Annotated in this window: 12 protein-coding genes and 2 pseudogenes; 10 read left to right on the top strand and 4 right to left on the bottom strand. The window is 62.6% G+C overall.

Annotated elements, in window-relative coordinates; translation table 11 throughout:
* Positions 1–8: 8 nt before the first annotated feature.
* From moaA to mobA, 4 genes are read left to right on the top strand one after another with little or no spacing between them, the layout of a single operon-like run.
* Positions 9–1,121: a GTP 3',8-cyclase MoaA gene (gene moaA / locus ACP8J1_RS04880; RefSeq protein WP_034656447.1), complete on the top strand. Its 1,113-nt coding sequence runs from the start codon at positions 9–11 to the stop codon at positions 1,119–1,121.
* Positions 1,122–1,131: 10 nt separating this feature from the next.
* The gene (locus ACP8J1_RS04875; RefSeq protein WP_023021763.1) at positions 1,132–2,331 is read left to right on the top strand and encodes a molybdopterin molybdotransferase MoeA; all 1,200 of its coding nucleotides are present in this window, start codon (positions 1,132–1,134) and stop codon (positions 2,329–2,331) included.
* 9 nt (positions 2,332–2,340) lie between these two features.
* Positions 2,341–2,820, top strand: coding sequence for a cyclic pyranopterin monophosphate synthase MoaC (gene moaC / locus ACP8J1_RS04870; RefSeq protein WP_023021764.1), 480 nt, complete (start codon positions 2,341–2,343; stop codon positions 2,818–2,820).
* Entirely contained in the window at positions 2,820–3,416 is a 597-nt protein-coding gene (gene mobA, locus ACP8J1_RS04865; protein WP_023021765.1) for a molybdenum cofactor guanylyltransferase, read from the top strand. Before moaC ends, mobA begins: the two co-directional genes overlap by 1 nt.
* A gap of 214 nt (positions 3,417–3,630) precedes the next feature.
* Here mobA and ACP8J1_RS04860 read toward each other — a convergent pair whose 3' ends face one another.
* The 3 genes from ACP8J1_RS04860 to ACP8J1_RS04850 are packed head-to-tail and all read right to left on the bottom strand — an operon-like array spanning position 3,631 to position 7,243.
* Positions 3,631–4,998, bottom strand: a complete 1,368-nt coding sequence (locus tag ACP8J1_RS04860) for a multicopper oxidase domain-containing protein (protein WP_023021766.1) — start codon at positions 4,996–4,998, stop codon at positions 3,631–3,633.
* Positions 4,999–6,177 carry a hypothetical protein gene (locus ACP8J1_RS04855; RefSeq protein WP_023021767.1) on the bottom strand — a complete coding sequence of 393 codons (1,179 nt, stop codon included), beginning with the start codon at positions 6,175–6,177 and terminating at the stop codon, positions 4,999–5,001.
* Entirely contained in the window at positions 6,164–7,243 is a 1,080-nt protein-coding gene (locus ACP8J1_RS04850; protein ID WP_486697229.1) for a hypothetical protein, read from the bottom strand. Before ACP8J1_RS04850 ends, ACP8J1_RS04855 begins: the two co-directional genes overlap by 14 nt.
* 66 nt (positions 7,244–7,309) lie before the next feature.
* On the opposite strand from ACP8J1_RS04850, the gene ACP8J1_RS04845 reads away from it, so the two are divergent.
* The 6 genes and pseudogenes from ACP8J1_RS04845 (at position 7,310) to ACP8J1_RS04820 (ending at position 10,944) form a co-directional block, all read left to right on the top strand.
* Positions 7,310–7,570, top strand: coding sequence for a DUF2249 domain-containing protein (locus ACP8J1_RS04845; protein ID WP_023021769.1), 261 nt, complete (start codon positions 7,310–7,312; stop codon positions 7,568–7,570).
* A gap of 75 nt (positions 7,571–7,645) precedes the next feature.
* Positions 7,646–8,410, top strand: coding sequence for a molybdate ABC transporter substrate-binding protein (gene modA, locus ACP8J1_RS04840; RefSeq protein WP_023021770.1), 765 nt, complete (start codon positions 7,646–7,648; stop codon positions 8,408–8,410).
* Positions 8,411–8,413: 3 nt separating this feature from the next.
* Positions 8,414–9,169 (top strand): annotated as a pseudogene (locus ACP8J1_RS04835) (ABC transporter permease); the annotation flags it as partial.
* 75 nt (positions 9,170–9,244) lie between these two features.
* Positions 9,245–9,661 (top strand): annotated as a pseudogene (locus tag ACP8J1_RS04830) (ATP-binding cassette domain-containing protein); the annotation flags it as partial.
* Positions 9,662–9,790: 129 nt separating this feature from the next.
* Entirely contained in the window at positions 9,791–10,246 is a 456-nt protein-coding gene (locus ACP8J1_RS04825) for a TOBE domain-containing protein (RefSeq protein WP_369707473.1), read from the top strand.
* A 38-nt stretch (positions 10,247–10,284) separates the two neighbouring features.
* The gene (locus ACP8J1_RS04820) at positions 10,285–10,944 is read left to right on the top strand and encodes a helix-turn-helix transcriptional regulator (protein ID WP_023021772.1); all 660 of its coding nucleotides are present in this window, start codon (positions 10,285–10,287) and stop codon (positions 10,942–10,944) included.
* On the opposite strand, the gene thrB is transcribed toward ACP8J1_RS04820, so the two are convergent.
* Complete coding sequence (thrB, locus tag ACP8J1_RS04815) at positions 10,931–11,860, bottom strand: homoserine kinase (RefSeq protein WP_023021773.1); 930 nt, start codon at positions 11,858–11,860, stop codon at positions 10,931–10,933. The genes ACP8J1_RS04820 and thrB overlap by 14 nt on opposite strands.
* Between the last annotated feature and the right edge of the window lie 15 nt (positions 11,861–11,875).

Genomic DNA, 11,875 nt, shown 5'->3' with positions numbered 1-11,875 from the left:
TGGCACCGATGACCTCTTCCACGCAGCGACCCGTAGTTTCCCTGCCCCTGCCCACCGTGGTCCGGGCGCAGTCGCCAGCGGATCTGCCCGCCCCGGCTGCTGATGGCACGCGCGCACTGCTGGATCGCTATGGCCGCCAAGCCCGCGACCTGCGCGTCTCCCTCACGGATCGCTGCAACTTGCGCTGCACCTATTGCATGCCGGCCGAAGGCTTAGAGTGGATGCCCACAGAGAAGACCTTGAGCGATGAGGAAACCATCCGACTGATTCGAATTGGCGTCGGCAAGCTGGGCATCCGCCAAGTGCGTTTTACCGGCGGCGAACCCTTGCTGCGTAAGTCGCTGGAAAAGATTATTGCCGCCACTAAAGAGCTGCGCACCGACCAGGGGAGATCCCCGTCCACCGCGCTAACCACCAACGGGCTTGGCCTAGAAAAGCGCGCCGGCGCCCTCGCCGCAGCCGGACTCGATCGCATCAATATCTCGCTCGATACCATCGACCGCGAGCGCTACGCCGCGCTCACCCGCCGCGACCGCCTTGATCACGTGCTCCAGGCCATCGCCGCTGCGGATGCCGCAGGCCTCCACCCCATCAAAATCAACGCCGTGGTCATGCCCGGGGTCAACGAAGAAGACATCGTCCCGCTAGCGGACTATGCCGTCCGCCACGGTGCTCAGCTGCGCTTCATCGAACAGATGCCGCTTGGGCCCCGCGAGCAATGGCGCCGCGAGGACATGGTAACGGCCGAAGATATCCTTGGCCGCCTGCGCACCCACTTCTCCATGGAGCCCGCCCACGAACCGCGGGGATCTGCCCCCGCCGCCCTGTGGGAGGCCACTGCTCCGGATGGAACGCGCGGCACACTGGGCATCATTGCCTCGGTCACCCACCCCTTCTGCGGCGACTGCGATCGTACGCGGCTGACTACCGACGGCGCCGTGCGCAACTGCCTCTTTGGCAATTCCGAAACCCCGCTGCGGGAACTATTGCGCTCTGGGGCCAGCGATGAGGAGATCATGGAGGCCTGGGCTGAGGAAATGTGGAGCAAAAAGCCTGGCCATGGCATCGATGACGAAGGCTTTCTGCAACCGGACCGTCCGATGTCTGCCATCGGCGGCTAACCTTATTTTTATGTCCACGCCCCGCAGCATCTCCGCGCACCTCGATGCCGTCCTCACCCTGGCATCCCCCCTGCCGGCCGAGTCAGCCGCCGTCGATGCCTCCCTCATCGGCCGCGTCCTCGCCGCCGATGCCACCGCGCGCTTTCCCGTGCCGCCCCACGCCAACTCGGCGATGGATGGCTTCCTCGTCCACGCCGCGGATCTTCCCTCCCCCGGCCCATGGACCCTCCCCGTCGCCGGCGATGTACCAGCCGGTGCCGCCCCTACCGAGGTCCCCGCGGGACACGCGGTGCGCATCATGACCGGCGCACCGGTAGCTGATACCGCAGGAATGCTTGTCGTGCCCGTGGAAAATACCACCACCCCGGCCGGCCCCGTAGCGCTTCCAGACGAGGTGACCATCACCGATGCTCCCACCAAGTCACATATCCGCGCCGCCGGGGAGGATATCCAGTCCGGCGCGCCAGTGGCCACAGCAGGCACGCTTGTCGACGCCGCCGTAATCGCCGCTCTCACCTCCGCTGGCGTTTATTCCGTCTCGGTCCACCGCCGCCCGCGCATAGCGATCATTTCTTCTGGCGAAGAACTCGTCTCTTCCCCAACAGAACTCGCTCCCGGCCAGCTGCCGGATTCCAACGGCCCCATGCTCGCCGCGCTCGCGGGCGCACACACGCGCCTCCATGTTGGCGATTCCCCCGCAGACTTGGCCTCTGCACTGGATGAGCTTGCCTCCTCCCACGACCTCATCATCACCTCCGGTGGCGTGTCAGCCGGCGCCTTCGATGTGGTCCACACTGTGCTGGGGCGCACGGATTCCGCGTGGTTCGGGCACGTCGACCAGCGCCCGGGCGCCCCACAGGGCTACTCCAATTGGAAAGGCACCCCGGTACTATGCTTGCCTGGCAACCCCGTGGCTGCCTTCGTGGATTTCCAGCTTTATGCTCGTCCCCTCATCGCCGCACTTTCCGGGCACCCTGCGCCACGGGAGCGGGTCAACCTGCGCGCCCGTGTAGACTCGCCTCTTCCTGCCTCCCGCGGCCGGCCGACCATTGTCCCCGTGACCGTAGACTTTCAGCCGGAGCCCGCCATTACTTCGCACCTGCCCCACGGCAGCCATCGCGTTGTATCGCTCGCCGGTACCAATGGCTTTTGTCTCATCTACTCCGAACCGCCCGCCGTGGGCGAGGACATCACCGTTTATCTGTATTAAGGAGCAGCCATGAAATTTACCCACCTTGACTCTGACGGCGCCGCCTACATGGTCGATGTCACCGAGAAGCAACCGACCGTGCGCTCCGCCACGGCCGAGGGCGAAGTCGCTTGCTCTCCCGAGGTCATGACCGCTTTGCGCGACGGCACGGTGCCCAAGGGCGATGTCCTAGCTGTAGCCCGCATCGCCGGCATTTCCGCTGCCAAGAAGGTCCCCGAACTGCTTCCACTAGCGCATACCATCGGCGTGCACGGCTGCGCTGTGGAGCTCACGCTTGACGACGACCACGTATTCATCTCCGCCACCGTCCGCACCGCCGACCGCACTGGCGTGGAGATGGAAGCGCTTACGGCCGTGAATGTTTCCGCGCTCGCCATCATCGACATGGTCAAGGGCGTGGACCGCTCCGCCTATATCCGCCGTTGCGGCATCGTGGCGAAATCCGGCGGCCGCTCCGGAGACTGGTCCCGCACCCTGCCGGAGGCCTAATGCTCGGCGCGATAATCCTCGCCGGTGGCCACGGCCGACGCATGGGTGGCACAGATAAAGCCTCTCTTTCCGCCCACGGAACACGTTTTATAGACCGCCTGCTCGCCCAGCTCCCCTACGGCACCCCGGCCGTGGCCGTCTCACCGCATTATCTCGGCCTACCCCAGGTGTGCGAGTCCCCGCTCTACGGTGGTCCCGTCGCTGGCATCGCGGCCGGCGCACAAGCGTTATCCCACTGCACCGAACTTGCCCTCTTCGCCGTGGATGCCCCCGATTCGCCGCTACTGCTTCCCCGTCTGCGCTCGACCCTCGCCTCCTCCACAGCCGATGCCGTACTCACCCGCGCCGCCGACGGCTACCTCCAGCCGCTGTGTTCCCTCTGGCACGCCCCCGCGCTCCACACTCAGCTCGAATCCCTTCCTACGGCTAGGAACGTCTCCGTCCGCCGCCTCATCCGCGGTGTGAATTTTGTCGAGGTCCCTGGCACCGGCGCCGAACGCGACTACGACACACACGCGGAATTGCGCGAGCTCCCCCTGCTCCGCTTCCCGGACCCTGCCCTCCCCCTTCGCGCTCACCGCAGCTCGCTGAACTAGGCCACGGCACCGCACTGGTGAGCGGCAAGGGTAAGGGTCTTCTTCCCACCACCCTTCGCGCTCACTAGCAGCCGCGGGTAGCACGAAATCACCGTCCCGGTGAGCGCGAAGGGGAAGCTGCAGAACTACCCCGCTCTTCGCGATCACCGTGAAGCCGCGGATTTATGAAACTTGTTTCATGGTGAGCGCGAAGGGTGTATCGAGCGAGGCTGGCCTACTCCGTGACGATGAACTTGCCGTGCTGCCCCTTCTCGGCGTTAGTCATGATGTGATTGACAAAGGAATAAGTACCGGGCTCGTTGAAGGTCATCTCGACGAATCCGCCTTGCGCCGGGAGGAGGTCCAGGGCTTGCGAGCCGGTCGAGTCCTCATTCTTGATGAGGTAAGCGCCTTCTTTGTAGGCGGTATCGAATTGTTCGCCCACAACGTGGAAGCTCAGCGGCTGGTCGGGGCCTAGATTAGTCAGCCACAGGCGAACGGTATCGCCCACCTTGGCCTTGATGGGTTCTGCGTCGTACTGGCCGGGATAATAGTTAAAGGCCATGAGGTCGAAGCGGCCGTCGGCTACGCGCTGGGCATCGGCACCAGTGTTTTCCTCACCGAGGAAGACGTCGGTCGCCATGAAGTTGTATTCCGCGTCCACGGGCTTCAGGTTCGGCGGATCGATGATGACGTTGCCGGCCATGCCATTAGCGATGTGGAGGGACATGGGCATCGTAGAGCAGTGATACATCCAAATGCCGGAGCGATGCGCGGTGAATTTATAGGTCAATTCCTCACCCGGTCGGATGGATTTCATGGTCTCATCAGGGTTGACCTCGCCGGCGTGGAAGTCGATGGAGTGGGCCATGGAGCCCTCGTTTTTGATGGTGATTTCGAATTTATCGCCCACTTTTCCGCGCAGGGTCGGGCCTGGGGCTTGGCCGTTGAAGAGCCAACGCATTTGCTTGATGCCGGGGGCGACCTCTACGACCTTCTCGGTCATCGTCCAGGTCTCTTTGTGCGTCTTCGTTTCGGCGGCAGGCTGCAAGGTGGCGTCAAAGGCGGAAAAGCCTTCGCGCTGGGTGCCGAGTTCAGCGGCGGTAGGCACGTCCACGTGGGGGTTGCTTGCAGAAGCCACCGTGTGGTCATGCCCTGCAGCGGCGCCATCTCCGACGTTGACCTTAAAAGTCATGCCCTGCATCTTGTGGCCGGCGATGGTGCAATAGCCTTCCTCGGAGGAGTCGATGACTCCGGCATCAAGTTGGACGGTCTCGCCGGGATCGACGCGGCCGGTCTCGGCATCACCTATCTTCAGGTCATGGACTTGGTCACCCGAGTTGGTGAAGTTGACCACCAGATGGGTTCCAGGGTCGATATCGATAGACGAGGGCGTAAAGGCCATGCCATCCACACCAACGTCAATGGTCTGCGTTTCACCAGAGGCTACAGGCGTAGCGGACTGAGAGCTCTTGCCGGTGGAATTGACCACCGCGAGTGCGATAACTGCCGCTAACGCGATACCGATGAGTAGCCACGAAGCCCAAGATGAGTCCTTGGAGGCGGGCTTGTCCGCGGGTTGTGAGGAAGAAACGCTCAGCATTTAGTTCTCCAGTCTTTTCTGTAAGTAAAGGGCTCGGCCAACGGCGAAGATATTGGCGGCAAGACCTATCCCCATCATGATAAGCCCGGCCGCAATAGCATCCAGCAAGCTAAGTAGTCCGCCCAGGTTGATGAGCAGCAGACGAGCGTAACCGGTGCGGTCCGCGGTATTGGGGCGCGCCCCGGTAAGTATGGGCAGCAGGTGGTGTAGGACACCGGTCACCAGCTGCAAAAGGCCAGCACCGAGGAAGGCGGGAAGCACAACCAAGGTGATGGTGCGCGGGTAGGCTCCGACGGCTGCGGAGATGGCATCACCGGCGCACAACGCCAGCATCCACAGCAGGCCGGCGATGACGGCAACGGTGGCGGTGGTCAGCCGTGGTGAGCGCCCCATGACGGTAGCGAGTACCGGCTGGATGATGAGCAGGACTGCCAAGACCACGAGCAGCTGGGCCACGCCTGCAGCTCGGGTGAGGCCTACCGCGTATAGTGCCATCGCACATCCCAGCCCCACGCAATGCACGATGAGCGCACGGGTACATCTTGCACGGGCGGTGGAGGAAATCGCAGTGGCAGACAACGTGGGAAGCAGCGTGACCACCGTGCCGATGACGGTCAGCCAGGCAAATCCCCAGACCATACCGCGCGAGTGCGCGCCGATGAGGAGGGAGTACTCGCCTACCCTGTTGCCGCTGAGGATGACGAGTACTACGGAGACAATCATGAACACGCTAGCGGCGATATAAAAGGGCACGGTCACGGCAAAAGAACCAGACAATGAGCCGCGTAGGCGCCGCGCGACGAACCACAGATGCCAGGCGAGGGCGGCGATGATGAGGGTTGAGGCGACGTCGGCAAGCGGGCCCCAGTCATACCCCGCCCTATCGATGAGCAACAAGATAAGCCCGATCTGGACTAGTGCCACGCGACTGCCGACGCCCCGGTAGTCCCCACCCGCAGTCCTAGTCAAGGCCTCGGTGAAGTGGGTGGAAAAGACGATGATCGCTGTGGTCAGCGCGCCAATTGTGAAGGGGTGGATGATATCCCACCACACCACGGGTGCGCCCAAGGAACTAGCGATGAGCAGGCCGAGGCCGACAAGGATCCACCCGGCGATAATGGCAGCGCTAAGGGTATGCCAACGGCCGCGTGCGGCCAGGGAAATGTCATGAATGCGCACGTCGCGCCTCCTTGCTGGTCAAGGTAATGCCGCAGGCAAGAAAGCCTATTACCGCAATAATGGTAACCACCCCGCCGCTTTGGAGCGCTGTGGTGTGCTGGGCACAATCTGCAAGGACTCGCAGCGCAAGGCCACCATGCAAGAGCCCCACAGGTACGTAGAGCACTTTGTGGTATGGCAGGCGGCGGCGAATAACAGAGGTGAAGATGATGGGCGCGTGCGCGAAAATCATGGACATGACAAAGCCCAGGAAGATGGTGTGCACCGAGGCATCATAGACAAAGCCGGTGGCCTCGCCATAGATCAGCCACAAGTACCCGCCGAACGCGAGCCAGGCGTAACCGGCCAGCATGCATGCCGCCGAATAGCGCGGCAATCCTTGTGAGCGCACCAAGTTCTTGGCCACATCCACCCGCGCGGTGGCCGCGGCGATAGCGATCAGCACCAGCCCCATAGCGCGATAGCCCACCGCCGGGGAAAGCATATAGATAACGCTTACTGCCGCCAGCCCCAGCACTAAGAGGGTGAGCTGATTTTCGGCGCGCGTTCCGGCCATGGTTATGCGCGCTAATTCCATGCGCTCGCCGATGATGGTGGCCACGGCATAAAGCGCGCACAATGGCATCGCGGTAGCAAAGCCCGGCCCAATGGCCCAGAGGGCTGCGGCAGTTACTCCCCCAATGACGCCGGCTGCTTGCACCAGAATCGCGAGGCTCGCCTGACGGCGGTAGATAGTGGCATAGATGCAGCCAAGGCAAAGGAATCCGGCGGCAAAGAACATGGCTGCGACCCCACGCGGTAGGCCGGCGAGAATGCTGAGCACGCCAGCGACGTGGCACACGGGCCCCGCCCAGGCCCACGTGGTGCGCGCGGCGACGGCGCGTTCGAGGCCTATGGCTCCGCCTACGAAACCAAAGACCATTAGCGGCCCTTGGTCGGCAGCAAAGGATGCTCCCGGGGTGGCGTTCAAACCCAGGAGGGAGGCGCCCGCACCCAGCCCAACCAGCAGGGATACCCCTGCACAGGCGAGAAAAATAAGGCGATGCGCCACGCTATTATTTTGCACGAGTTTTATCGTACTAATATTGGGGTCAGAGCGAAACTCGCACCCCAGCAGAAAGGACTACTTGCCATGCAGCTGCCCATTTCCGACGCCAATAAGCCGCATTCCATCCCCACCCTCAACGCCTCAGAAATTCCGCACGCCGTCCGCCACGGTGCCATCCATGGCGCATTGGGCACCCTTAACGTGGGAGAGTCTATGATCCTCATCGCCCCGCACAACCCCATTCCGCTGCTCAAAGAAGTCGAGTCCCGCGAGGAGAAGTTCGAGCTCGACTACCTCCAGGAGAAAGAAAACGACTTCCACATCAAGTTCACCCGCGTGAGCTAAACCTTTGTTCGGTGGAGGGCTATTCTAGGTAGGTCATACTCACCGCCAAAGAAGCCGAAAAGGAGCTCTCCGCAGATGCACAGACGCGTCACCGCACTCCTCGTTGCCTTGGGAATCGCTCTTTCAGGCTGCGCTCCACACACGTCAGTAACGTCGTCACAGGATACGGCGGATACCACGCTCACTGTACTGGCGGCCTCATCCACCCGCGTTATCAATGATGAACTTACCGAACGCGCCGGCCAGCTCGAATCTCCGGTGAATTTGAGCTTTGAAAATGGCGGCTCTTCCGATCTGGTGAGCAAGCTGCGCGAGGGCGCTCCGGCCGATCTTCTCCTCACGGCTTCCAAAAAGACCATGGATAAGGCGGTCCAGGATGGAACCGTGACCGCCCCCGAGGTGCTCGCCACGAATGTCATGGTCATGGTGGTACCTAAAGGAAACCCGGCGGGAATCCATTCCGTGCAAGATCTATCCCACTCCCATCACTTCGTACTCTGCGATCCGCAAGTACCCTGCGGCGATATTTCCTCCCAGATCATCGATGACCAGCATTTGGACGTGCACCCCTCCTCCCAGGAGCGCCAGGTAGCGGATGTTTTAGGAAAGGTGGCCTCGGGTGAAGCCGATGCTGGATGGGTCTACTCCACCGATGCCGCCGCGGCCGGCAATGATGTTGAGGTGATTGATATTCCTGGGGCGGAGAAATTCTCTAATCAGATCCTGGGCGCCGTTGCCACGGACGCCTCTCATCCCGACCAGGCCCGGGCGGTGCTCAATTTGTTGGCCAGCGACTTTGATTCCACCTGGCACCACCTTGGCTTCAGCCCAGCGAAGTAGTCTATGTCCGCCCCTCAGCCTGTCCGCCCCAAGGCCCCGCTGCTTATCGGCCTCATTGGTCTCATTGCGGTAGCTACCATCATTGTTCCCGTGGCAGCTCTCGGGCTGCGGGTGCCGTGGGCGCGCATCAGCGATTACCTTGGCCGCGAAGAGATTCGAGACATGCTGCTCATCTCCGTGGCGGCGGCTTTCCAATCCATGCTGCTCGCGCTCGTAATGGGCTTGGGCCTGGCATTATGGGTCCAGCAGCTCGGTCGCGGCAGCACCATTATCCGTCTTTTGGTCTACCTTCCTCTGGCTATGCCACCGGTGGTCGGCGGTTTGGCCCTCACCGCAGCCTTAGGGCGCAAGGGCTACCTCTCCCCGCTTCTCGACGCCCTGGGCATCCACCTCGCCTTCGCCTTCCCCGGAGTCGTGGTGGCGCAAACCTTCGTGGCACTGCCCTTTGTGGTGGTAGCGGTTGATTCGGCGCTGCGCCAACTAGACCAGGAAATCCTCGCTTCTGCGCGGAGCGTGGGCCTCGGGCGTTGGGAGATACTCGGCAAGATCACCCTTCCTTCTATCGCGCCGGCTGTAGCTACCGGCGCGGCACTGGCCTTCGCGCGCTCATTGGGCGAATTTGGCACGACACTGACCTTTGCCGGCTCTCAGCCAGGGGTTACCCGCACGATGCCGCTGGGCATCTACTTAGAGCGCGAGGTCGACGCGGACGGCGCCTACGTGCTCTCCGCCCTGCTTATCGGGCTGGCCTTGGTCTGCCTGGCGGTTGCGGGCTTGCCGGCCCTGCGCAGGCGGCGCTACCAGCCGCAGGCAAGGCGGCTGCATTCACTGGACGTGGACAAGCTCCGCGAGCTCACCCAGCCCACGAATGCGCAGGCGGTATCCGTGACGGTCGATGGCGTGCGCACGGCTTTGTCTCCGCGAGCCATTACGGCCGTGGTGGGCCCGAACGGCTCCGGCAAGACCACTTTTATGGGACGCATTGCTGGGCGCCTGAGCGGCGGTGAGGTTTCTCCAGACGGAACCGGCATCGTCTTACTCACCCAGCGGCCGGGCTTGCCGCCGCGCTCGACGGCCCAGCAAGCGGTCGCCATGGTTACCCGCGATAGGACCCGTGCGCATGAGCTTCTCGCGGCAGCAGGATTGCACGAGCTTGCCGACGTCCCAGTAACAGCCCTCTCCGGCGGCCAGGCCGCCCACGTGGCCCTGGTGCGCGCGCTAGCCGCACGACCAGCCGTTCTCATATTGGACGAGCCACTTGCCGCAGTCGACGTGAAATCGGCTGAGAGGTGGCGCCACTTTCTGCACGCTGCCCGCGAGGATAGGACCACCCTGCTCGTTACCCATAACGCGCTCGACATTGCGAACCTGGCGCAAGACATGCTGGTCATGGAAGCCGGACAGGTGCGAGCGCACGGCGCTACCGCGCGGCTCCTTGATGCCCCGCCGACTGGCTTCGTTGCGGCACTCGCGGGGCTTAACCGCATTGAAGGAACGGTGACCGCCACAGATGCCTCCACTGTGGAGGTCGCCTGCGGGGAGATTACTATTTTGGCAACGACGGAATACGCGCCTGTTCAGCCCGGGCAGGAGGTGGCGGTGACATTCGATCCGCATGCGGTCACCATCGGTGCCGTGCCGGAAGCCTGCAACCAGTGGGCTGTGCGAGTCCTAGCGGTCGAGGCCACCAGCCTCGCAGCCGCTCAGCTGCGCGTGGATCTGGGCGGTTACGAGGCCACCGTACCGGTAGACCGCGAGTCTGCTTTAGGTTTTGCGGTGGGTAGCACCGTATCCTTGGCAATATCTACAGCAAACGTTTTTGTCCACCCCAAATAAAATCTCTGTTATGCAGACCCCAAGGCGGATTTCCTACCATGCCTGACTCACTACCCCGGCCCACCACCGAACTCTTCCCCGAGGCCCTCAATCTCTCGCCAAAGCAACGCGAGGTACTCGCAGCCTTACAACGCCACCCCAATGGCGCCAAAGCTGGCACCGTGGCCGAGGAGCTTGGCATGCACGTCAACACCGCCCGTGGCCACATCGATGAGCTGGTCAACGCCGGAGCTATAAACGTGCTATCCGCGCCGAGTAAGGGCCGGGGACGCCCTTCCCTGATTTTCCAAGTCCGCGTCCCAGACAATAAGACCGTGGCAGAGGAATACATCACCCTGGTAGAAGTGCTGACCACCATGCTGGCGGGCAAGGAAGAGCTTGACGACGCCGCGTCTGCCAAGGCCATCGAGATCGGGCGCCGCTGGGCACGCGCCGCAGGCGCGGAGGGCCCCCACCGCGCGCTCGATACGCTCTTTTCCACGCTGCGCGATATGGGCTTTGACCCCGCCATGCAGCCGGACTCTACCGACATGGAGCTCCGTGCCTGCCCGTTTGTGTCTTCGGGACTCCAGCCTTCACCATTCCTCTGCGCGGTACACGCTGGCTTCCTGCAAGAAACTACCGATGAAGGCACCACCATTAACCTGGTGCCGCGCCAGCCGCACAACGTCTGCAGGCTGGAAATTAAGCCTGCGTAAGCTCCACGCTGACTGGGCCGGCGATGGCGAGGTCGATGACGCGGAGGTTTTGCTCGCGGGCGTCGGCAAGAATGCTCTCATCGATGTCCTCGGTGTGCAGCACCATTACGGTCGGACCGGCGCCGGAGAGGTAGGCTGCGTATCCTCGGTTGCGCAGACGGTTGACCCACTCCGCGGTCACAGGAAGCACATCCGCTCGGTACGGCTGGTGCAGGCGATCTCGGGTGCCTTCCCATAAAAGGTCCGGATAGTTTTGCAATGCAGCCACTTGCACCGCGGTGCGCGAGACGTTAAACGCCGCATCCGAATGAGTCACGTGCGACGGCAATACGCGACGCACCGCCTGGGTAGACGCGTGGAAATCCGGCACGAGCGCGGTGGCACGAATATCTTTATGCACCTTGATGGAAGCAGCGCGATAGTCCGGCAAGGAGTGACCATCGACGGGGACATTGGTCCACGACACCACGGCATCACCCAGCACGGAGGCGGCCGCATTATCGGGGTGCCCTTCAAAAGCGGAAGAAAGCTGCACCACCTGGTCTTGGGTGAGGGGGCTTCCCGCCAGTGCATTGCCAGCGGCCACGCCCGCCACAGCGGCAGAGGCGGAAGAGCCTAAGCCCCGCGACTGCGGAATATTATTATGCGAAACCACCCGCAGGCCCGGCACGGTAGCATCGGCTGTCGAAAGCGCGGAGCGAATCGCCTTAACCACTAGGTGGGAGCCATCGCGCGGCAGGTCCTCTGCGCCCTCACCAAAAATCTCTACCTCCAGCCCAGAGGTGGTGACCTCTACCTCGACGGTGTCATAAAGGCTTAGCGCCATGCCCAAGGTGTCGTAACCGGGGCCAAGATTCGCCGTAGAAGCGGGAACGGTCACGATTGCTTTGGTGCCGACTTCAACTTCGATACTCATAGCTATTCAGTCTAT

It is taken from the genome of Corynebacterium sp. LaCa_205 (assembly GCF_057458085.1).
Note: the sequence above shows the minus strand (reverse complement) of the source record. Positions and strands in the feature narration are given on the sequence as shown.